At 62.8% G+C, this 22,378-nt stretch carries 19 protein-coding genes; 12 read left to right on the forward strand and 7 right to left on the reverse strand.

The features are described from left to right. The first annotated feature begins 13 nt into the window (after positions 1–13). Together cynS and cysG are read left to right on the forward strand one after the other, a co-directional pair. Positions 14–457, forward strand: a complete 444-nt coding sequence (gene cynS / locus QTJ18_RS19170; RefSeq protein ID WP_252752451.1) for a cyanase — start codon at positions 14–16, stop codon at positions 455–457. A 235-nt stretch (positions 458–692) separates the two neighbouring features. After that, positions 693–2,234 (forward strand): siroheme synthase CysG, encoded by a 1,542-nt coding sequence (cysG, locus tag QTJ18_RS19175; RefSeq protein ID WP_252752450.1) that lies wholly within the window; start codon positions 693–695, stop codon positions 2,232–2,234. A 9-nt stretch (positions 2,235–2,243) separates the two neighbouring features. On the opposite strand, the gene malQ is transcribed toward cysG, so the two are convergent. The 3 genes from malQ to QTJ18_RS19190 form a co-directional block, all read right to left on the reverse strand. Then, positions 2,244–4,217: a 4-alpha-glucanotransferase gene (gene malQ / locus QTJ18_RS19180; protein WP_252752449.1), complete on the reverse strand. Its 1,974-nt coding sequence runs from the start codon at positions 4,215–4,217 to the stop codon at positions 2,244–2,246. Next, positions 4,210–6,027 carry a malto-oligosyltrehalose trehalohydrolase gene (gene treZ / locus QTJ18_RS19185; RefSeq protein WP_252752448.1) on the reverse strand — a complete coding sequence of 606 codons (1,818 nt, stop codon included), beginning with the start codon at positions 6,025–6,027 and terminating at the stop codon, positions 4,210–4,212. The genes malQ and treZ overlap by 8 nt, the downstream gene beginning before the upstream one ends. A gap of 213 nt (positions 6,028–6,240) precedes the next feature. After that, complete coding sequence (locus QTJ18_RS19190) at positions 6,241–7,587, reverse strand: MFS transporter (RefSeq protein WP_252752447.1); 1,347 nt, start codon at positions 7,585–7,587, stop codon at positions 6,241–6,243. 335 nt (positions 7,588–7,922) lie between these two features. Between QTJ18_RS19190 and cyoA the strand changes: the two genes are divergently transcribed. The 6 genes from cyoA to QTJ18_RS19220 are packed head-to-tail and all read left to right on the forward strand — an operon-like array spanning position 7,923 to position 13,142. Further along, on the forward strand, positions 7,923–9,053 hold the full coding sequence (gene cyoA / locus QTJ18_RS19195; RefSeq protein ID WP_252752446.1) for a ubiquinol oxidase subunit II: 1,131 nt from the start codon (positions 7,923–7,925) through the stop codon (positions 9,051–9,053). A gap of 30 nt (positions 9,054–9,083) precedes the next feature. After that, the gene (gene cyoB / locus QTJ18_RS19200) at positions 9,084–11,090 is read left to right on the forward strand and encodes a cytochrome o ubiquinol oxidase subunit I (RefSeq protein ID WP_252752445.1); all 2,007 of its coding nucleotides are present in this window, start codon (positions 9,084–9,086) and stop codon (positions 11,088–11,090) included. A gap of 2 nt (positions 11,091–11,092) precedes the next feature. Further along, entirely contained in the window at positions 11,093–11,710 is a 618-nt protein-coding gene (gene cyoC, locus QTJ18_RS19205) for a cytochrome o ubiquinol oxidase subunit III (RefSeq protein WP_252752444.1), read from the forward strand. Beyond that, positions 11,707–12,114 (forward strand): cytochrome o ubiquinol oxidase subunit IV, encoded by a 408-nt coding sequence (cyoD, locus tag QTJ18_RS19210; RefSeq protein WP_252752443.1) that lies wholly within the window; start codon positions 11,707–11,709, stop codon positions 12,112–12,114. Before cyoC ends, cyoD begins: the two co-directional genes overlap by 4 nt. Positions 12,115–12,161: 47 nt before the next feature. Next, positions 12,162–12,917: an SURF1 family protein gene (locus tag QTJ18_RS19215; RefSeq protein WP_489667197.1), complete on the forward strand. Its 756-nt coding sequence runs from the start codon at positions 12,162–12,164 to the stop codon at positions 12,915–12,917. A gap of 48 nt (positions 12,918–12,965) precedes the next feature. Continuing rightward, entirely contained in the window at positions 12,966–13,142 is a 177-nt protein-coding gene (locus tag QTJ18_RS19220; RefSeq protein ID WP_252752442.1) for a hypothetical protein, read from the forward strand. 20 nt (positions 13,143–13,162) lie between these two features. On the opposite strand, the gene QTJ18_RS19225 is transcribed toward QTJ18_RS19220, so the two are convergent. Then, a complete protein-coding gene (locus tag QTJ18_RS19225) occupies positions 13,163–13,537 on the reverse strand; it encodes a DUF4112 domain-containing protein (RefSeq protein WP_252752871.1) in 375 nt (124 codons plus the stop codon). A 414-nt stretch (positions 13,538–13,951) separates the two neighbouring features. On the opposite strand from QTJ18_RS19225, the gene QTJ18_RS19230 reads away from it, so the two are divergent. The 4 genes from QTJ18_RS19230 to QTJ18_RS19245 all read left to right on the forward strand — a co-directional run bounded on the left by QTJ18_RS19230 (position 13,952) and on the right by QTJ18_RS19245 (position 20,332). Beyond that, positions 13,952–14,797, forward strand: a complete 846-nt coding sequence (locus QTJ18_RS19230; protein ID WP_301557746.1) for a fumarylacetoacetate hydrolase family protein — start codon at positions 13,952–13,954, stop codon at positions 14,795–14,797. Positions 14,798–15,546: 749 nt separating this feature from the next. Continuing rightward, the gene (locus QTJ18_RS19235; RefSeq protein ID WP_252755455.1) at positions 15,547–17,322 is read left to right on the forward strand and encodes an N-acetylglutaminylglutamine amidotransferase; all 1,776 of its coding nucleotides are present in this window, start codon (positions 15,547–15,549) and stop codon (positions 17,320–17,322) included. Between the two features lie 4 nt (positions 17,323–17,326). Next, on the forward strand, positions 17,327–19,126 hold the full coding sequence (gene ngg / locus QTJ18_RS19240; RefSeq protein WP_252755456.1) for an N-acetylglutaminylglutamine synthetase: 1,800 nt from the start codon (positions 17,327–17,329) through the stop codon (positions 19,124–19,126). A gap of 3 nt (positions 19,127–19,129) precedes the next feature. Beyond that, positions 19,130–20,332, forward strand: coding sequence for an osmoprotectant NAGGN system M42 family peptidase (locus tag QTJ18_RS19245; protein ID WP_252755457.1), 1,203 nt, complete (start codon positions 19,130–19,132; stop codon positions 20,330–20,332). Positions 20,333–20,412: 80 nt separating this feature from the next. Here the strand turns inward: QTJ18_RS19245 and iolB are convergent, their stop codons facing one another. The 3 genes from iolB to iolE are packed head-to-tail and all read right to left on the reverse strand — an operon-like array spanning position 20,413 to position 22,377. After that, positions 20,413–21,222, reverse strand: a complete 810-nt coding sequence (iolB, locus tag QTJ18_RS19250; protein ID WP_252755458.1) for a 5-deoxy-glucuronate isomerase — start codon at positions 21,220–21,222, stop codon at positions 20,413–20,415. After that, the gene (locus QTJ18_RS19255; RefSeq protein ID WP_252755459.1) at positions 21,219–21,473 is read right to left on the reverse strand and encodes a hypothetical protein; all 255 of its coding nucleotides are present in this window, start codon (positions 21,471–21,473) and stop codon (positions 21,219–21,221) included. Before QTJ18_RS19255 ends, iolB begins: the two co-directional genes overlap by 4 nt. Positions 21,474–21,483: 10 nt before the next feature. Further along, positions 21,484–22,377 carry a myo-inosose-2 dehydratase gene (gene iolE / locus QTJ18_RS19260; RefSeq protein ID WP_252755460.1) on the reverse strand — a complete coding sequence of 298 codons (894 nt, stop codon included), beginning with the start codon at positions 22,375–22,377 and terminating at the stop codon, positions 21,484–21,486. Position 22,378 lies beyond the last annotated feature (1 nt).

Here is a 22,378-nt window from a genome sequence, read left to right on the forward strand (position 1 = left end):
AGAAAGGCAAGCCATGTTCAGCAAACGCGACGTTACCGAGATGATCTATGAAAAGAAGCGGGCCGCAGGTCTGACCTGGGCATCGATCGCCGACGGGATCGGCATGAGCGAAGTCTTCGTGACCTCTGCCTGCCTTGGCATGAATTCGCTGCCGCGCGACAAGGCGGACCTGCTGGTGACCCATCTCGGCCTTCCGCAGGAGGCCGCCGTCGTGCTGGCGGAATATCCCACCAAGATGTTCGAGCAGGCGGTGCCGACCGATCCCTGCATCTATCGCTTCTATGAGATCATTGGCGTCTACGGCCAGACGCTGAAGGAACTCATCCAGGAAAAGGGCGGCAACGGGATCATGAGCGCCATCGATTTCGACATGAGCGTCGAGAAGGTTCCCTATGCCAAGGGCGACCGTATCGAGATCCGCATGAGCGGCAAGTTCCTGTCCTATAATGCCTGGTAAAGGACCGGGCGACGGCCGGGCGGAGATCACCAGCGGTGAAAAACGGCCGGTCGGACGGCCAACGACCGGCATTTTTTAAAAAGCAGCGGCTTTGCGCAGGTTTATTTCTTGCCGAAAGCCCGTCGAAGATGGCACGCAACGCATTGGTTTCTGTGACCCGAACGCCGAGCCCCGACTGAGCGGGATCACGACGGCAGGGACCAGACCCTTGCACAAGACCAAGGACAACGACCCGATGGATGCCTTGCACACAATCGACACGGAAGCGCGCCGCGCGGCACCGGCCCGCATGGAGCCTCTGGCGAAACTGCCGGTCTTCTTTGGCCTGGATGGCAAGCGCGTCGTCGTGGCCGGAGGCTCCGATGGCGCCGCCTGGAAGGCTGAACTTCTGGTTGCCTGCGGTGCGCGCGTCGATCTCGTCTGCCCCGAGGAGGAACTTGGCGATGTGATGCGCGGCGCGATCGCGAACCATCCCGCATCCGGTGACGCCGCCGGCATTCGCCACCTCGACCATCCCTGGCATCTGGGGATCTTCGCCGGCGCGGCAATCGCGCTTTGCGATTGTGAAACGGATGAGGAAGCCAAGGCCTTCTACTGCGCGGCAAAGGCGGCAGGCGTGCCCGTTAACGTGATCGACAAGCCGGCTTTCTGCGAGTTCCAGTTCGGCTCGATCGTCAACCGGTCGCCGGTCATCATCTCCATCTCCACCGACGGTGCAGCGCCGATCCTGGCTCAGGCGATCCGGCGCCGGATCGAAACTCTTCTGCCGCCGACCCTCAAGGCCTGGGCGAGCATCGCCCAGAGCGTGCGCGCGGCAATCAATTCTCGCCTGAAGCCCGGCAGTCAACGCCGCAGCTTCTGGGAAGGTTTTGTCGACCGCGTCTTCCGCGACATCCCGGGACCGTCGACGCCCGCCGATCTCATCGACGTGGCGGACGAGATCGCCTCGGCCGGCGCCCACCAGCGTTACATGGCCGCGCCGGACAGGACCCCTGCCGGCCGCGTGACGCTGGTGGGCGCCGGACCGGGAGATGCCGAGCTTCTGACCCTGAAGGCCGTTCGCGCGCTGCAGGCGGCCGATGTGATCCTGTTCGACGATCTGGTTTCGGATGACGTGCTGGAACTCGCCCGGCGAGAGGCGAGGCGCATGCTGGTCGGCAAGCGCGGCGGGCGGGAAAGCTGCAAACAGGAAGATATCAATGCCACGATGATCGCGCTCGCCAAGGCGGGCAAGCGCGTCGTGCGGCTGAAATCCGGCGATCCGATGATCTTCGGGCGGGCCGGCGAAGAGATCGAATGTCTGGAGCGCCAGGGCATCCCCGTCGATATCGTACCGGGCGTGACGGCAGCGACGGCCATGGCCGCGCGGCTCGGCGTATCGCTGACGCATCGCGATCATGCCCAGTCCGTGCGTTTCGTGACCGGCCATTCCCGCAAGGGCGAACTGCCGACGACACTGAACTGGCAGCAGCTCGCCGATCCGAGCGTCAGCACGGTCTTCTACATGGGAGGCCGGACTGCAGGCGCGATCACGCAGCACCTGACGGAAAACGGCATGGACCCCCTCACCCCGGCCGTGATCGTCAGTGCAATTGCCCGGCAGGACGAGCGCCGCTGGGCGGGGCCGCTCCACCAGATGCCGACGGCCATGGCAGAGATCGGTTACGACAATCCGGTGCTGATCGCGATCGGCGATGCTTTCATCAAGGCGCAACGGCATGGCCTTGGCAATGTCAGCGATGGAGACGAGCGTAGGGTAAACAGCGCAAGCGGCTGACGCCAGTCGTTACGGCGCGCCGCGCGGCCGCTCCTCCCGCAGCGCCGCGCAGACCTCCTGCATCAGTTCCAGATCGCCGAGCTCCTCCACGGCAACGGAAAGCTTCGGCCGCCAGTTCGGATAGCTCTGGTGGGTTCCTGGGACGTTGGTGGGCTGATCCTCCCGTGTCAGGTCGGCCAGACGCACGGCAAGCAGCAGGGAGGGCGTGCGCGCCAGGAAGCGATGAAGGCTGACGATCAGCCGGTCGAGGTCCTCGCTGGCAAGTTCGTCATCATCGCTCTCACCCTCGGGCACCGGAAGATCCTCCGCCTCCAGCAGCCGGACGAGATCGACAAGTTCGACGGCGCGCGCGTCGAGGTCGTCATCCGCCATTTCCGCCGGCACAAGACCATGTTCGACGCGCATGTGGATGTCGTCGCCCCGCCACCAGCCGCCGAGCGTCTGGTGATCGTGAGTGGAGACGCAGGCCAGCGCGACCGCGGGATAATCTTCGGCCGGGATGAAGCCCTCATCGTCCCTTTCATAGGAGAAGATCCGGTAGGACAGGAGCCTGGATCGCGACAGGTCTTCCCGCAGGCCCTTCGGCAGATTGCCCAGATCCTCGCCGATCACCAGGCAGTGATGGTCATGCGACGCATCCGAGAGAACCTGCAGGAGTTCGTCCTTCGGATAATCGACATAGGCGCCCTCGGACGGCGGGCTGTCGAACGGCACCAGGAAAAGACGCTGCAGGGCCGCGGCATGGTCGATGCGAATGGCGCCGGCATAGCGCATGGATGCGTCCAGCATACGGCGATAGGGCGAGGCCTCGCCGCGCGCGATACGCGAGGGCAGAAAGGCCGCAAGGCGCCAATCCTGGCCATCTACGGCCCAGGGATCCGGCGGGCCGCCGATACTCGCCGTCGAAACGTAGATATCCGGCTCGCTCCAGGTGGCCGAACCGTCCAGCGCCTCGCCGACGGCAAGGTCGAGGTAGAGCCCGAGGCGCAGGCCCGCCGCACGCGCAGCATCCGCCGCTTCGCTCAATTGCACATGCGCCAGCCATTGCAGCCAGATCTGGAATTCGATCTGATCCGTTCGCGATTGGGCAAAGCTTTGGACGGCGGGATTGTCTGGCGCCTGCATCTCCTCCGGCCAGTCGCGCCAGCCGGCGGAGCGGCCGCGTTCCACCATATCCTGCGAAATGGTCTCGAACAGGGCATGCAGGCGCAGAAGCTCCCCGCCCTGCATGCGGAAAGCGTTGAATTCTTCAAGATCATAGGGTGCCGCGGCTCCGCCGCCATCGCGCCAGGCACTCCAGAGATTGCGCAATTCCCGCAGCTTCACCGCCGCAACGCCGGCATAATCCACAAGCTCCGAGCCCCGCAATGCAGCCAGTTCTGCATCAAGCTCGGGCCGCGGCGCAAAGCCCGCGACCTTGTCGACCGCAATGTAGAGCGGGTTCAGCCGGCCTCGGTTGGACGGCTCATAGGGGCTGCAACGGTCAGGATCGGCGAGAAAGGGGGCATGCAGCGGATTGAGACCGATGAAATCGGCGCCGAGCGGCCCGACAATGCCGCTTATGGTCTGAAGATCGGCAAAATCGCCGATGCCCCAGTTGCGGGCGGAGCGCAATTCGTAAAGCTGCAGCGAAAGCCCCCAGACCCTTTCCCGCGCCAGAAGCTGCGGCAGGAAGCAGACGGGCGGTCGCGGCACATCCTCCCCGTCCACGGTGACGTTGAGCGCGGCCAGGATCTTGCGCTTGGTCTCCTGCGATATGGGCACTTCCTGGCCGTTGGGCTCCGGCCGCGTCAGGGCAATGCCATATTGTTTGGCGAGCGCATCGAGGGGCGATGGATGCGGATCGAGGCTCTCGCTTTTTCCCGGCTTGTTGCCCTTGCCGGGCTTGTTATCTTCGCCCGACTTTTCCGCACTACCCGATTTTTTCGCACTGCCCGATTTTTCCGCGCCGCCGGCTTTGGCTGATCGATCCGACTTAGCCATGAGCAAGTCTCCATGTCACGGACCACGGCGAAACGGCGTCCGTTTCCCCCTCGCCCAGTTGGAAGAGAATGTCGCCGCCGGCCGGCGCGGCCGGGTTGCCGCCGGTCCGGTCCAGCCGGTCGCCGGAGAGATTGGCGCGCAGCTCCAGGATCCGGCTGCCGAAAGTCCAGCGCACGCCGAGCGCCGGGTCCTTCGCATCGATGATTTCGGCCGACCGGCCTTTGGCCGCAGGCAGCAGCGGCATGATGCTCTCGCGCCGGATTGTCAGCAGCTTTTTGTAGAAGTCCAGCATCTCCGCCGCCTCGGGCGACGACAGCACCTGCCAATCGAGCTTGGCCTTGTTGAAGGTCTCGACGGAGGTCGGATCCGGCAGGTCGTCGGCATCGAAACCGGGCAGACGGGAGAGCTCCTTGCGGCGCCCCTGCCGAACCTTCTCGTTGAGATCCTCGTTGAAATCGCAGAAGAAGGGGAAGGGTTCATCCGCCCCCCATTCCTCGCCCATGAACAGCATGGGAAGCTGCGGCGCCAGCAGATAGACCGCCGCCGCCGCCTTCATCGCCTCCAGTGGCTGCGAGGCGATCATGCGGTCGCCAAGCGCCCGGTTGCCGATCTGGTCATGGTTCTGGATGAAGGAAATGAACGCCGTGGGCGGCAGATCGGCGCTGGGCTTGCCGCGCGCCTCGCCCCGATACTCCATCGCTTCTCCCTGGAAGACAAAGCCTTCCGCAAGAGCCCGCGCCGTTTTGGCTTGGCGGTCTTCGGCATAATCCTTGTAGTAGCCGAAGGTCTCGCCCGTTGCCGCAATGTGCAACACATGATGGATATCGTCATTCCATTGCGCGGTGAAGAACAGCGGCTCTCCCTTTGCGTCCCGCTTCAGGAGATCGCTGTCATTCTCTTCGTTCTCGACGACCAGATGGACATGCCGATTGCCGGCCTGCTCACGCACCCGGCGCGCCAGGGCATGCAGAAGATGCTCCTCGCTATCATCCTTGATGGCATGGACGGCATCCAGCCGCAGCCCGTCGAAGCCAAAATCGCGCACCCAGTAAATGGCGTTCTGGATGACGAATTCCCGCACAGCCTCGGAGCCGACGTCATCGTAATTGACGCCATTGCCCCAGGGCGTGTGATGGTGATCGGTGAAGATCGGCGCATAGGCGGGCAGGTAATTGCCGTCCGGGCCGAAGTGATTGTAGACGACATCGAGAAAGACGCAGAGGCCGCGCTCATGCGCCGCATCGATGAGCGCCATCAGATCTTCAGGGCGCCCGTAGCTCGATTCCGGCGCATAAGGCAGGACGCCGTCATAGCCCCAGCCGCGCCGGCCGGGAAAATCGCTGATCGGCATCATCTGGATCGCCGTCACGCCGAGGTCGCGCAGATGGTCCAGCCTGTCGATTGCGGCGCGGAAGGTCCCCTCGGGCGTGAAGGTGCCGACATGCAGCTCGTAGAAAACCAGCTCTTCCACCGGCCGCCCTTGCCATCCGCCTTGCTGCGACCCCGAACGCTCCTTGCGCTGGCGGCCGATCGCCTCCAGATCCACGACCTCGCTCTGGCCATGCACATCCTCCGGCTGGTAGCGGGAGGCGGGATCGGGCACCTGGAGCCCATCCGGCAGGACAAAACTGTAGCGCGTTCCATGACCGCAATCGTCAAGGTCGAGTTGATGCCATCCCTCGCCCGCCGGCTGCATGGGGCGGGGCTCGCGATCGGCGATCTTCAAGAGAATCCGGTCGTGATTGGGGGCCCAGAAGCGAAACCGTGTGTGGGAACTGGAAAGAACGGGGCCGAAGAGGAAGTCAGACAAAGGGCGGACCTTTCATAGCAGCGACCGAGCCCAAACGCGGCCAATGGCGAAAGGTTTCGCCCGCCCTCACGATTGGCGGAACTTGGCCGAGGCGTTCAGAGTATGGCCGGTCGCCTGGTCTTCCTGCGCCAGACATGGCGAAGGCGCCGGATGCGGCACCCGGCGCCTTCGGATCAGTCCTAAGCCGGGGCTGAACGCCCCGCAGCCATGGGTTCAGTGGGCAACCGGCGCCTGATGCTCGGCCGAGCCCAGGATGCGGCTCAGCGTCAGGGCCGCAAGCGTACAGATTGCCCCGGAGATCAGGTAGCCGCCGATGAAGATGATGCCGAAATTGCTGGCCAGGCCAAGCGCCACGAGCGGCGCGAAACCGGCACCGAGGAGCCAGGCCAGATCGGAGGTCAGGGCCGAGCCGGTATAACGGTAATCCCGTCCGAAACGCGAGGAGACCGCGCCGGACGCCTGGCCGAAGGACAGGCCAAGAATGCCGAAGCCGATGATGATGAAGGCATCCTGCCCCTTGCCGCCGGCATCCAGCAGGAAGGGCGCCGAGAAGCTGAACAGGGCGATGATGACGGCACCGATCATCAGCTGGCTGCGCCGGCCGATGCGATCGGCGATGGCTCCGGAGATGACGACAGCCCCGAGCCCGACAACCGCACCGATGATCTGCACGAAGAGGAACTCCCCGGCCGACTGCCCGCCGTAAAGCGTGACCCAGCTCAAGGGGAAGATCGTCACCAGGTGGAACATGGCAAAGCTTGCAAGCGGGACGAAGGCGCCGAGCAGGATGTCGCGGCCATGGACGGAGATCGTCGCGGCAATGGTCTGCGGGCGCAGCTCATGGCTCTCGAAGAGCTCGCCGAATTCGCGGCTGGCGACGATGCGCAGGCGGGCGAACAGGGCCACCACATTGATGGCGAAAGCCACGAAGAAGGGATAGCGCCAGCCCCAGGAGAGGAAGTCGGCATCGGTGAGATTGGCATAGAAATAGCCGAAAAGGGCGCTGGCAAGGGCAAAGCCGATCGGCGCCCCGAGCTGCGGGATCATGGCGTACCAGCCGCGCTGGCCTTCCGGCGCATTGAGCGCAAGAAGCGAGGCCATGCCGTCCCAGGCGCCGCCAAGCGCGAAGCCCTGGCCCAGCCGGAACAAAGCAAGGAGGGCGACGGCCCACATGCCGATTGTCTCATAGCCCGGGAGGAAGGCTATGGATGCGGTGGAACCGCCGAGAAGGAATAGCGCGATCGTCAACTTGGTGCCGCGGCCATAGGTGCGGTCGATCCACATGAATACCACCGATCCCACCGGGCGCGCCAGAAAGGCAAGCGAGAAGACGGCGAAGGATGCAAGCGTGGCGGTGACCGGCTCCGCGATAAAGGCGAAGATGAGCCGGGGGAAAACCAGAACCGACGCGATCCCGTAGACGAAGAAGTCGAAGAACTCCGACATGCGGCCGATGATCACACCGATCGCGATGCTTCCCGGCGACAAGGGCTTGTCGTCATGCATCGCGCGTGCGTCACGCTCGAAGTGGGACGATGTCGGGGTACCAGCTGTGGACATATATGCACTCCTCCTTTGCGGCGAATGGTCGCCTCCCCATAAGGGAGGATGATACATATTTAGCCTTTATCAAGCCCCAATTGCTGGACGAGCTGACTTTCCGCCCCATTTCCGGCTTTGATGCCGATATGGATTGAAAAACAGCTCCGGATATGCCGGGCTTGGCAGGCCTTTGTCGATCATCCCGCACGCCTTTCCGGAGAACGGCGGGCAGGGTCGCTTGGTTCCTGCTGCAATGCACGATTTTGTTTTGCAGTGCGACGAAAGACCTCATAGAGAGCGGCGCCGTACTGCTTTAGTCGCAGGTAGACAAAACGCAAATTTCGAACTGAAAGATGCCTCGGTTGATGAAACTCATTCGCCGGCTTAGTGCCCTCGCTTTACCCCTGGCCCTGTCGGGCTGTGACCTCGTCGTCATGTCGCCCTCGGGCGACATCGCCATGCAGCAGCGTGACCTGATCATCGTATCGGTCGTGCTGATGCTGCTGATCATCGTGCCCGTAATGTGCCTGACGCTCTATTTCGCCTGGCATTACCGGCAGTCGAACACCACGGCCCGCTACGACCCTGAATGGCATCACTCGACACGCCTCGAAGTGGTGATCTGGTCGGCGCCGCTGGCCATCATCATCGCGCTGGGAGCGGTCACCTGGATCAGCACCCACAAGCTCGACCCCTACCGCCCGCTCGACCGCATCGATGCGCAGCGCCCCGTGACCGCCGAGATCAAGCCGATCACCATCGAAGTGGTGGCGCTCGACTGGAAATGGCTCTTCCTCTATCCGGAACAGGGGATTGCCACGGTCAACGAGATAGCGGCGCCGATCGATACGCCGATCGAGTTCAAGATCACCGGCACGACGGTGATGAACTCCTTCTATATTCCCGCCCTTGCCGGGCAGATCTACGCCATGCCAGGCATGCAGACCAAGCTGCACGCGGTGATGAACAGGCAAGGCGTCTATGACGGCTTCTCCGCCAATTACAGCGGCGACGGCTTTTCCGGCATGAAGTTCAAGTTCCACGGCCTCAGCAATGACGGCTTCAACGAGTGGGTCAGCCGTGTGAAGACCCAGGGCACCATGCTGAACCGCGACAGCTTCATCAAGCTTGAGCGGCCGAGCACCCGCGTTCCGGTGACCTATTACGCCCGGGTGGAAAACGGCCTGTTCGACGCGATCCTCAACCTCTGCGTCCAGCCAGGCCAGATGTGCATGAACGAGATGATGCATATCGACATGATGGGCGGAGCCGGGCTGGAAAGCGAAGAAAACCGCGATCGCCTGGAATATGACACCCGCTGGTCGGTCGAAGCCGGTCCCGGCGCGACCTTCCCGGCAACGGGTCATGGCGCCAAGCACGGCACGGAGTCCGAAGGCGTGAACGATCCCGCGGACGCCGGCGCCGAAGGCTCAAAGAGCGAGGGCGTCGCTCCCGCCCAGCTCAACACCAATCCGAAGCCGTAAGCCGCGGCTTGAGACGTACTGGAAACTGAGATGTTTACGAACAGTAACCTGATGGAATTCATCTTCGGTCGGTTGTCATTGGACTCGCTGGCGTTTTTGCATGAACCCATCCTCCTGGTGACATTCCTGGCCGTCATCGCGGGCGGCTGCGCCGTCCTTGGCGCCCTCACCTATTTCCGCCTCTGGGGCTATCTCTGGAACGACTGGTTCACCAGTGTCGATCACAAGAAGATCGGCATCATGTATGTCATCCTCTCGCTCGTGATGCTGCTGCGCGGCTTTGCCGATGCGGTCATGATGCGCACGCAGCAGGCAATCGCCTTCGGGGCCAATGAGGGCTATCTGCCGCCGCATCACTATGACCAGATCTTCACCGCCCATGGCGTGATCATGATCTTCTTCTTCGCCATGCCTCTGGTGACGGGAATCATGAACTATGTGGTGCCGCTGCAGATCGGCGCGCGCGACGTATCCTTCCCCTTCCTGAACAATTTCTCGTTCTGGATGACAACGGCCGGCGCCGTCATCATCATGCTGTCGCTCTTCGTCGGCGAATTCGCCCGCACCGGCTGGCTGGCCTATCCGCCGCTCTCGGGCGCGGATTACTCGCCGGGTGTCGGCGTCGACTATTACATCTGGGGCCTGCAGGTCGCCGGGGTGGGCACCACGCTGTCGGGCATCAACCTGATTGCCACCATCGTGAAGATGCGCGCGCCCGGCATGACCATGATGAAGATGCCGATCTTCACCTGGACCTCGCTCTGCACCAACGTCCTGATCGTCGCCTCCTTCCCGATCCTGACGGCCACCCTCGTTCTCCTGACGCTCGACCGCTATGTTGGCACGAATTTCTTCACCAACGATCTCGGCGGCAATCCGATGATGTATGTCAACCTCATCTGGATCTGGGGTCATCCGGAAGTGTACATCCTCATCCTGCCGGCCTTCGGCATCTTTTCCGAAATCGTGTCGACCTATTCTGGCAAGCGCCTCTTCGGCTATGCCTCCATGGTCTATGCGACGGTGGTCATTACCATCCTGTCCTACCTGGTCTGGCTGCACCACTTCTTCACCATGGGCTCGGGCGCCAGCGTGAACGCCTTCTTCGGCATCACCACGATGATCATCTCGATCCCGACGGGCGCGAAGATCTTCAACTGGCTGTTCACGATGTATCGTGGCCGCATCCGCTACGAAGTCCCGATGTACTGGACCATCGGCTTCATGGTGACCTTCGTCATCGGCGGCATGACCGGGGTCATGCTCGCCGTTCCGCCGGCCGATTTCGTGCTGCACAACTCGCTGTTCCTGATCGCCCACTTCCACAATGTCATCATCGGCGGCGTGGTCTTCGGCCTTCTCGCCGGCATCAACTTCTGGTTCCCGAAAGCCTTCGGCTACAAGCTGGATCCCTTCTGGGGCAAGATGTCCTTCTGGTTCTGGCTGATCGGTTTCTACTTCGCCTTCATGCCGCTCTACGTGCTCGGCCTGATGGGCGTGACCCGCCGCATCAACCATTTCGATGACCCCTCGCTGCAGATCTGGTTCGTGATTGCGGCCTTCGGCGCCTTCCTGATCGCGCTCGGCATCGCATCCTTCGTCATCCAGCTGGTGGTGAGCTTCCTGAAGCGCGATCAGCTGCGGGATCTGACGGGCGATCCGTGGAACGGCCGGACGCTGGAATGGTCGACCTCGTCGCCGCCTCCGGAATACAACTTCGCCTTCACCCCGGTCGTGCACGATCATGACAGCTGGTATGACATGAAGCGGCGCGGCTATGTGCGGCCCGTGGAAGGCTTCAGGCCGATCCACATGCCCAGGAACACCGGAACGGGCGTGATCCTGTCGGCCCTGAGCGTGACGCTGGCCTTCGGTCTCATCTGGTACATGTGGTGGCTGGCTGCCTTGTCCTTCCTCGGCATCATCGTCGTCTCCATCGCACATACCTTCAACTACAAGCGCGACTACTACATCCCTGCCGAAACCGTCGTCACGACGGAAAATGCACGGACGAAGCAGCTCGCGGAGCAGGCCTGACCATGAGTGCAACACCCGTTTCGGCCGAAAAGCCGACCTTCTACCTGACGGAAGATCATCATCCGGAAAACAGCACCATGCTGGGCTTCTGGATCTATCTGATGAGCGACTGCCTGATGTTCGCGGTCCTCTTCGTCACCTATGCCGTGCTCGGCCGCAGCTATGCGGCCGGCCCTTCGCCCGCTGATCTGTTCGACCTGAACCTGGTCGCCATCAACACGGCCATGCTGCTGTTCTCCTCCATCACCTATGGCTTTGCCATGTTGCGGATGGAAAAGGGCGACAAAGCGGGCACGCTGAAATGGCTCGCCATTACCGGCCTCTTCGGTCTCGCCTTTCTCGGCATCGAACTCTACGAGTTCAACCACCTGATCCACGAAGGGGCCACCCCGCAGCGGTCGGCCTTCCTCTCGGCCTTCTTCACCCTTGTCGGGACCCACGGCCTGCACGTGACCTTCGGCTGCATCTGGCTGGTGACGCTGATGGTCCAGGTCTCCAGGTTCGGCCTGATCGAAGACAATCGCCGCCGGCTGATGTGCCTGTCGATGTTCTGGCACTTCCTGGACGTGATCTGGATCGGCGTCTTCTCCCTCGTTTACCTGATTGGAGTGATCGGATGAGTTCGCAACCGCACGCGCCGGCGCATGAGAGCGCCGAGACGGCCCATCACGGCCATAGCCATGGGCATGAAGCCGCGCATGGCTCCTTCAACAGCTATTTGACCGGCTTTGTCCTGTCGGTCATCCTCACGGCCATTCCCTTCTGGCTGGTCATGGGCAATGTCATCGACAGCAAGGCTCTGGCCGTGGCGATCGTCATGGGCCTCGGAGCCGTGCAGATCGTCGTCCACATGATCTACTTCCTGCACATGAACACCAAGTCGGAAGGCGGCTGGACCATGCTGGCGCTGATCTTCACGATCATCATCGTCGCCATCGCGCTTGCCGGTTCGCTCTGGGTCATGCATCACCTGAACACGAATATGATGCCGATGAGCCCGGAAATGATGAAGAACATGCCGTAAGGCATGGTGCCGCGGCGCTCGCTGCCGCGGCTGAGGACGCAACAGCCATGACCCGTGAGGCCCGTCATCCCCCTGCAAGGCGCACCATCGTCTTTGCTCTTGCGATGGCGGTCCTCACGCTCGTTTTCTTAGGGCTTGGCAGCTGGCAGGTGCAGCGCCTGTTCTGGAAACTCGACCTGATCGCCAGGGTCGATGCGCGCGTTCATGCACCGGCCGTTCCGGCGCCCGGACGGGATGCTTGGCCAAACATCAATGCCGCCGGTGATGAATATCGCCACGTGACGGCGCAAGGGACCTTCCTCAACGAGAATGAGGTCCTCGTCCAGGCCGTGACGGAACGCGGCCCGGGCTTCTGGGTGATCACGCCGCTCGAGACAGCCGACCGCGGCATCATTCTCATCAATCGCGGCTTCGTGCCGCCGGACCGACGAGACCGGAGCTCGCGCCGGGCGAGCGAAGTTGAGGGCGTGACGACGGTGACCGGACTTCTGCGCATCAGCGAACCGGGCGGCGGCTTCCTGCGGGCCAATGATCCGGCCGCCGGCCGCTGGTATTCCCGCGATGTCGGGGCGATCGCCGCCGCAGCCGGGCTGGAAGATGTCGCGCCCTATTTCATTGATGCCGACGCCTTGGCCGATAGCGCTGCCTTTCCCGTGGGGGGCCTGACGGTCATCGCTTTTCGCAACAGCCATCTCGTCTACGCGCTCACCTGGTACGCCCTGGCCTTGATGTCGGCGGGCGCCTGCTTCTACCTCTTGCGTCGTCGGCCACCTGAGACGGACCGGGAACTGCGACGACCGTGACCAGTTAGACGCCGGCAAGCGGGAACGGTAAGCAGGAAAGGCAAGCAGATGATCAAGGATCCACACAACGACCCGATCGCCAGCCCGGAGGATGGCCCGGCGGAGCGTCAAAAAAAGCGGAAGGTGGGGCGCACTGCCATCACCTTCATCATCATCTATGCACTGGGCGCCTTCAGCCTCTATCTCTTCATCGTCTTCTTCGGCTCCGTCGCCTCCACACAGTGACACGTCCCGGAATGCGCGCTTCAGCGCATGCGGTGCTGCAGGTCTTCATGTGTCAGGCCGAAATGATCGAGCAGGATGCGGATATTGCGCCGGTGGGATTTGAAATAGAGATCGAAGACATCGCCCACCAGAGGCACGCTGCCCAGCACCGCATCCGTTGCAACATTGCCCAGCATCTGGAGCTGCTTGTTCCCCGGCAGGCCAAGGCGGCGCGCCTCGTTGAGCAGGAGGAGCCCGACCAGCGCGCCGGCGGCATCGCCGATGCCCGGCACGATGCCGAGGACCGAATCGGCGCCGAAGCGGATATTCGTGCCGGGGATGCGCAGCGCGGTGTCCATCACCCTTGCAAGCTTGCTGAGCTTGGCAAGACGGCGCAGGGTCTCCGCATCAGGAATATCCGCCCGACCGGCGGCTCCGGCATAGGCGCGGCCACCAGGCCCGGACCGTCGATCGCCAAACCTTCCGCTATCGCCCGTTCTTCCGCTGTTGCCGGTTCTTCCGCTGTCGCCTTGGCGTCCTGTCTCGTCCATGCCCGTTCTCCCGCCTGCGCAAACGATCTGCCGGCGTCAGCTAACGTGGCAGGCGAAGGCGGGTTCCAAACGGGCGCAAGGGCGGCTGGGGCGGCTGGGGCGGCTGGGAGCGGATCTGCGGCACTTCCGTCCCGGCGGCAAAGAGGCGGGAGGGCGAACGGCTCGCCGCAACTCCGCCCTTGCCTATCGGCGGCGAACGCGAGATGACAGGCGGCCCGGCCAGCGGAGGTGTTCGTCTGGTGCGGCGGTGGAGAGACATGAAGGGAAGGAGCCCATCAGATGAAACTACTTCGTTATGGAGAGCCCGGCGCGGAACGCCCCGGCCTTGTCGATGCCAATGGCACGATCCGCGATCTCTCCGGCCAGGTGACGGACATCGGCGGTGCCGCTCTTGATCCGGCAGAGCTTGCACGACTGGCGGCGATCGATCCGTCGAGCCTCCCGGAGGTTCCGGCCGGCGGGCGTCTCGGTCCTTGCGTGGCCGGCACCGGCAAATTCATCTGCATCGGGCTCAACTATTCCGATCATGCCGCCGAATCCGGCATGGCCGTTCCGCCCGAGCCGGTCATCTTCATGAAGGCGACGTCCGCCATTTGCGGTCCCAATGACGATGTGCTGATCCCGCGCGGCTCGGAAAAGACCGATTGGGAGGTCGAACTCGGCATCGTCATCGGCAAGACGGCGAAATATGTCTCGCAGGACGAGGCGCTCGATTATGTCGCCGGCTATTGCGTCAGCCATGACGTGTCGGAGCGCGCTTTCCAGGCGGAACGCGCCGGCCAGTGGACCAAGGGCAAATCCTGCGACACATTCGGGCCGATCGGCCCCTGGCTGGTCACCAAGGACGAGGTGGCCGATCCGCAGAACCTGTCGATGTGGCTGAAGGTCAATGGCGAGACCATGCAGAACGGCACCACCGGCACCATGGTCTATGGCGTGGCCTTCCTCGTCTCCTACCTGTCGCAATTCATGTCGCTGCAGCCCGGCGACGTGATCTCCACCGGCACGCCGCCCGGCGTCGGCATGGGCATGAAGCCGCCGCGCTATCTGAAACCCGGTGATGTTGTGGAACTCGGCATCGACGGTCTCGGCACCCAGAAACAGACCTTCCGGGCGGATGCCTGACACTGCGCCTGCGGTTGTGCGGGGTTCTTCTTTGTAAGAGCCCCGCCGTGTCCTGACCGCTTCCAGTCCGCTTCATGTGCGCTGGCCCTGCCCTGCCCTGCCCTGCCCGCCCTGCCCGCCTTTGACCTACCATGCTCGCCCTGCCGCTTTGAGCCGTCTCCGTTCGATATCAGCGACTCGACCTGGGGGCGTCGACAGCGCCATTGTCCCACCCTCTCGAGGCCTTTGCGTATTCCATGTGAAGACGGGCGCCAAGTTGATCCAAGAGCATCATGCCCGCGCATGGCTCGATCCTGTCCAACGGCAAGAAGCCGGGCCGTATTCCGCAACAAAGATCCTGCAAGAACAGAGCGGCTCGCGAAGTTTTTCGATGCAGACTTGTAAATTGCCTGCTAATATGCGCAAGCGTGATACATAGTCACGTTAGAATAAGCGAATGCGACCGAATGACGAGACTTATACTGCGTGCTCTAGCACCAGGGTGAGCATCTTGCCACGCGGTCGGCCTGCCTTCGCTGATCGCAGAAAATCATTCCGCCGTAGCGCGGGATGATTTTCTGACGCAGCCGTAAGAGCCCTCGCCGGACTCCGGCACTTTCTCAAGACAATTTCGCAACCTTTCTGGAACCTTTTCGTTTGGCCCTTGGCTGGATTTTGTCCTCTGCGGCAAAACCCGGCCTTTCGCGTCCCCCGCCAATCCCGGCGGCCGGGAATTTTGATGAAGAAAAAGCGAGGCTTAAAGCAGCACAGTGTGTGGTATCTGCGGAGAAATTCGGTTCGACGGCGCTCAGCCATCCCCTTTGGTTCAAGCACGGATGATGGAGGCGATCGCGCCCCGCGGGCCGGATGGCTCGGGCATGGTCATCCATGGCTCGACGGCGCTGTCGCATCGGCGGTTGTCCATCATCGATCTGTCGCAGAAGGCGCGCCAACCCATGGTGGATGGCGAACTGGGCCTCACCATCGCGTTCAACGGCTGCATCTACAATTATCCGGAGCTGCGCTCCGAACTGGAGGCTAAGGGCTACCGGTTCTTTTCGCACGGCGATACCGAAGTCATCCTGAAGGCCTGGCATGCCTGGGGGACCGATTGCGTCAGCCGCTTCCACGGCATGTTTGCCTTCGTCATCCATGAGCGTGATACCAACCGCGTGGTCATGGCGCGCGACCGCTTCGGCATCAAGCCGCTTTACCTGGCCCGCGTAGGCAAGGGCTTGCGCTTTGCTTCCACCCTGCCGGCTTTGGTGAAAGGCGGCGAGATCGATACGTCGATCGACCGCAACGCCCTTCATCATTACATGAGTTTCCATGCGGTCGTTCCCCCGCCGCGCACCATCTTGAACGGCGTCAAGAAACTGCCGCCCGCAACCATACGGGTGATCGCTGCCGACGGTACGGAGACCGATACGGTCTACTGGAACCCGCCCCACCAGCGCGATCCTTCGCTCTCCGGCCTCAGCCGCGAGGAATGGCGGGATCGGGTCCTCGATGCCCTGCGCATTGCGGTCCGGCGGCGCATGGTCGCCGATGTGCCGGTTGGCGTCCTGTTGTCCGGCGGCGTCGATTCGAGCATCATTACCGGGCTTCTGGCGGAAGAGGGCCAGAAGGATCTGATGACCTTCTCCGTCGGTTTCGAGGAAGCCAATGGCGAAAAGGGCGACGAATTCGTCTATTCCGACCTGATCGCCAAGCACTTCGGCACGGACCACCACAAGATCTTCGTTCCCTCGTCGGAATTGATGGAGGCCCTGCCCGGCGTGATCGGCGCCATGTCCGAGCCGATGGTCTCCTATGACAATGTTGGCTTCTACCTGCTGGCCAAGGAAGTTTCGAAACATATTCGCGTCGTCCAGTCCGGCCAGGGCGCCGATGAGGTCTTCGCCGGCTATCACTGGTATCCGCCGCTGAAGGATAGCGAGAATGTCGTCGACGACTATGCCAAGGTCTTCTTCGATCGCTCCCATTCCGTGCTTGCCACACAGCTCAACCCGGACTGGATGGCCGACAGCGATGTCAGCCGCGACCTCGTCGCCGCGCATCTGATGCGCGGAGAGGCCGATACGCCCGTCGACCGGGCTTTGCGCCTCGACAGCCAGGTGATGCTGGTGGACGATCCGGTCAAGCGCGTGGACAATATGACCATGGCCTGGGGCCTGGAGGCGCGCGTGCCCTTCCTCGATCACGAGCTGGTCGAACTGGCCGCGAAGATCCCGCCGGAGTTCAAGCTGAACGATGGCGGCAAGGGCGTCCTGAAGGATGCCGCACGGCTCGTCGTTCCCCATGAGGTGATCGATCGCAAGAAGGGCTATTTCCCGGTCCCGCAGTTGAAATATGTCGATGGACCTTATCTCGACATGGTGCGCGACGCGCTGACCTCGCAGTCGGCCCGCGATCGCGGCATCTTCAGGCAGGATTATCTGCAGCAGCTGTTCACCGATCCGACCAGCCACATCACGCCCTTGCAGGGTTCAGAGCTCTGGCAGGTCGGCCTGCTGGAAATGTGGCTTCAAGCCCAGGGGGTGTGAGCTTATGGCGAACAACAAGACGAGCGAGCGTCTGGCCCGCTTCCGCAGCGAGAAGGCCGTGGCCCACCGGCTGAAACGCAAGCGATTCGAATCGCTTGGCCATGCAGGGCACGGCCATGAGGAAGCGATAGAGCCGGCATCCAGCATTGATTGCGGCTGGGGGCGTCTGATCTTCGCCCAGACCTTCGATGATGGCAATGAGCTCGTCGCGGCACTGCGGGAGGAGGCTCCGGATCATCGCGACATTGCCGTCTACGTGTCCGATCCGCATGTGCTTCTGGCCCAGGCGCCGCAGGAAATCTTCCTCGACCCCTCGCACACCTTCCGGCTGGACCTCGCCACCTACCGCTCGGGCCGACGGCAGCCGCGCGGCTTCTTCGTCCGCCGGCTGACATCCGAGGCCGATGCACGCGCCGTGAACCGGATCTACGCGGCGCGCGGCATGGTGCAGGTTCGCCCGGATTTCTTCTGGTCCAACCGCGACAATCGCGCCATTACCTATCTTGTGGCGGAAGACGAGACGACCGGCGAGGTTGTCGGCACCGTCACCGGTATCGATCACGTCCGCGCCTTTGCCGATCCCGAACAGGGGGCCTCCCTCTGGTGCCTGGCGGTCGATCCGCAGGCACGCCATGCCGGCATTGGGGAGACCCTGGTCCGGCGCCTCGGCGAGCATTTCAAGGCCCGCGGCAGCGCCTTCATGGATCTCTCGGTGCTGCATGACAATCACCAGGCCATTGCCCTTTACGAGAAGCTTGGCTTTCGTCGCATCCCCGCCTTCTCCATCAAGCGCAAGAATTCCATCAATGAGCGGCTCTTCGCCCGTCCGCTGGAGGCTTACGACGCCCTCAATCCCTATGCGCGCCTGATTGTCGACGAAGCGCGCCGTCGGGGCGTCCATGTCGAGATCACCGATGCCGAGGGCGGATTTTTCCGTCTGTCCTCCGGTGGCCGTTCGGTCCATTGCCGCGAAAGCCTGTCGGAAATGACGTCCGGCGTCGCCATGTCGATCTGCGACGACAAGGCCGTGACGCGGCGCGTGGTGGAGCGCGCCGGCCTGGTCGTGCCGGAGCAGATGACCGCCGGCGATGACGAGGACGAATTGCGGGCCTTTCTGGAACGGCACGGCCGGGTGGTGGTCAAGCCCGCCCGAGGCGAACAGGGTCGAGCCGTCGCTGTCGGCCTGTCCAGCCTGGCCGAGATCAAGACGGCCATTAAGGCCGCGCGCGAGGTCTGCGACCGCGTGCTGATCGAAGCCTGCTTCGAGGGCGAGGATCTGCGCCTGGTGGTGATCGACTTCAAGCTGGTCGCTGCCGCTATCCGGCGCCCTCCGCATGTCATCGGTGACGGCCGCAGCACGATCCGGCAGCTGATCGAGACCCTGTCCCGCCGTCGCGCGGCGGCAACGGGCGGAGAAAGCACCATTCCGGTCGACGGCGAGACACAGCGATGCCTGCAGCTCTCGGACCTGACGCTCGACGATGTACTGGAGGAAGGGCGCGACATCGTCGTTCGGAAGGCAGCCAATCTGCACACCGGCGGCTCGATCCACGACGTCACCGCCATTGTCCATCCGCGCTTGGTCGAAGCTGCGATCAAGGCCGCGCGTGCCATCGATATTCCGGTGGTTGGCATCGATTTCATGGTCAAGGGCCCGACGGATCCGGACTATGTCTTCATCGAGGCCAATGAGCGTCCGGGTCTTGCCAATCACGAGCCGCAGCCCACCGCGGAACGGTTCGTCGATCTGCTCTTCCCCCTTTCCGGCCACCGCGCCGCCCTCTACGCGCTTGGTAAAATGTAAGCCATGACTATCGATATCGACGAAGATTACCTGCTGCGCCAGCTGAAGGCTCTGCTCGAGATCAATAGCCCGACAGGCTATACCGATCAGGTCGTCATCCACTGCTCCAAGGAACTGGAGCGGCTGGGGCTCACCCCGGAACTGACACGCCGCGGCGCCATTCGGGCCGTGCGCCAGGGAAGCCGCCGGCAGGGCGCGCGTGCCATCGTCGCGCATGTCGACACGCTGGGCGCCCAGGTGAAGGCGATCAAGGATAACGGCCGGCTGGAGCTGGTGCCGATCGGCCACTGGTCCGCCCGCTTCGCCGAAGGCGCGCGGGTGACCATCTACAGCTATCACGGTGCCTTCCGCGGCACGATCCTGCCGCTCAAGGCATCAGGCCACACCTTCAACCTGGAAGTGGATACGCTGCCGGTCGGCTGGCCCTATGTCGAATTGCGCATCGATGCCATCACGCAATCCGCTGCGGAAACCCGGGCTCTCGGCATCGATGTCGGCGATACGGTCGCCATCGATACGGGCATGGAATTTCTGGACAATGGCTTTATCAATTCGCGGCATCTGGACGACAAGGCAGGGGTTGCCATTCTTCTCGCCGCCATCGAGGCGCTGGAGCGAACCAAGGCCAGGACGCCGGTGGATACGCATTGGCTGTTCACCATTGCCGAAGAAGTGGGCGTCGGCGCGTCCTCCGTCGTCTCCGCCGATATCGCCTCCATGCTGACCATCGATAACGGCACCAGCGCGCCGGGGCAGAATTCTTCGGAATTCGGCGTCACCATCGCCATGGCCGACCAGACCGGCCCCTTTGACTACCACCTTACCCGCAAATTGGTGGAATTATGCGAGGAGCATGCCATCCCGCATCAGAAGGACGTGTTTCGCTATTATCGATCCGACTCCGCCTCGGCACTGGAGGCCGGGCACGACATCCGGACCGCCCTCGCGACCTTTGGCATCGATGCCTCCCACGGCTATGAGCGGATCCATAAGCATGCGCTGACCTCCGTCGCGCAGCTGGTATCGGCCTTTGCCGTCAGCCCTGTCCTGATCGGCCGCGATGTGCATGAATTGTCGAGCGCCAAGGGCTTCACCACCCAGCCGACGGAAGAGGCGGAGCAGGAACCCGTCGTTCCGGTCGCCACCAGCCGCACGCCGGAACAGCAAAGGCCGATCCATGGCAATCCCTCGCCGAGTGTCGTCTAGGGTCAAATCTCGATCAGGATTTAGAACAAAACCGGGGGATCTCCCCCGGTCGAGCAATGAACAGGCGGGTGGCGCTTGGCTCAGGGATTGTCGCGCTGGTAGATCCAGTCGTGATCCATATGGTTGCGGAAGCGCCATTTGCGCATGGGCCCCGCCATGACATTGAGATAATACATTTCGTATCCGTAAGGCACACCGCACGGATGATGCCCCTTCGGCACGAGCACCACATCACCGTCGGACACCGCCATGGTTTCGTCCAGCGATCCGTCTTCGGTGAAGACGCGCTGAAAGCCGAAGCCCTGCGACGGGTTCAGGCGATGGTAATAGGTCTCCTCCAGATAAGTCATGTCCGGATAATTGTCTTCGTCGTGCCGATGCGGCGGATAGGACGACCAGTTGCCGGAGGGCGTGAAGACCTCCGTCACCAGAAGGCTGTCGGCGACATCCCGCTCCTCCATGGCAATCGGGAAGATGTGGCGGGTATTGGCAGCCTTGCCGCGCTGGGTCAGGCTGATGCCGGCCGGACCGATAACCTGCGCCTCGCGCCCCGGCTTGGCGGGGGCCGTGCAGATGGCCAGCGTGCAATCCGTCGTCGCCACTGCCGACCAATCGCTGCCGGCCGGAACATAGACGCAGTGCGGCGGCTTTTTCTCGAACACGCTCATCCGGTCGCCGAGCTCACCGAAATCCCTGCCGGATCCGGTGATCGTCGCCTTGCCTTCGACGAGGACCAGGATCACCTCCGTATCGCCGGTTGGCTCCTCGGCACGCTCGCCGGCCTTCAACCGGTACAGGCCGAAGCCGACATAGCCCCAATCGGCACTTTCCGGCGTGATATCGTGGACCTTTCCGGTCGTGCCGGATGGTTTGCGCAGAAGATGGCTCATTCCTCGTCTCCCCTTTCGGCCGCCAGCCGGGCCTGTTTTTCGGCATCCTCGGCCGCTGCCCTGGCGATGGACCGGTGATACATGATCAGTAGCTCATAGGCTGCATAGGCAGAGGCAGCGAGAAAGATGATCGCCCAGCCGATGGCATTGTTGGAAAGCTCGACCAGACCCCAGACCGCCGGCAGGACGACGGTGAGAATGCGCCGCCAGAGCGGCTTGAAGAACGGATGGGTGGGGTCGATGAGTTTCACGGGCTCTCCTTCAGATGAGGCCCGCCTCGCCGGCAAAGCCCTTCAGGGATTTAAGACCCAGGCTCTGATATTCAAAGGGATTTCGAACATCCGGATCCTGTTCGGCCTCGATCACGATCCATCCCTGATAGCTGTGCTCGGCCGCAATCTTCAAGACCGCCGGGAAGTTCACGCAGCCTTCCGCATCCCCCGGCACCGTGAAGACGCCGCGCCGGACGCCCTCCAGGAAGGAGAGCCGCTCGCCGCGGACCTGGTCGGCTATGGCGGGACGCACATTCTTGGCGTGGATGTGACCGACGCGATGCATATATTTGCGGGCCACCGCCTCCGGATCGCCGCCGCCGAAAATGCAATGGCCGGTATCGAGCAGGAGCCGGGTATGCGGGCCGGTATGCTGCATCAGCTTGTCGATATCCGCCTCGCTCTCGACCACGGTTCCCATATGGTGATGATAGACCAGCGCAATCCCCTGGCTCGCCGAAAACGCCGCCAGAGCTTCGACGCCTGCGCCGAATTTTGCCCACTGGTCCTCGGCCAGACGCGGCCGCTCGGCCAGCGCCACGTCATCATTGCCGTGAATGGCGTTCGAGGTCTCGCAAACGATGATCACCTTGGAGCCCATGGCCTTCAGCACGTCGAGGAACGGCTGCATGGCCGCCTTCTCCGCCTCCAGGCTTTCGGTCAGAAGGTTCAGAGAATGCCATCCGGAGACGAATTTCAGCCCGCGAGGCTCCAAGACGGAGATCAGCCCCGCCGCATCGGTTGGCAGCTTGTGGCCTTTCTCTATCCCGTCAAAGCCGATCCGCGCGGCTTCGTCCAGGCATTGTTCGAGGCTGATATGGGCGCCCAGCGAGCGGTCGTCGTCATTGGACCAGGCAATCGGGTTGGTTCCGAACAGGATCATC

The sequence above is a fragment of the Rhizobium sp. SSA_523 genome (assembly GCF_030435705.1).
Classification (GTDB): domain Bacteria; phylum Pseudomonadota; class Alphaproteobacteria; order Rhizobiales; family Rhizobiaceae; genus Neorhizobium.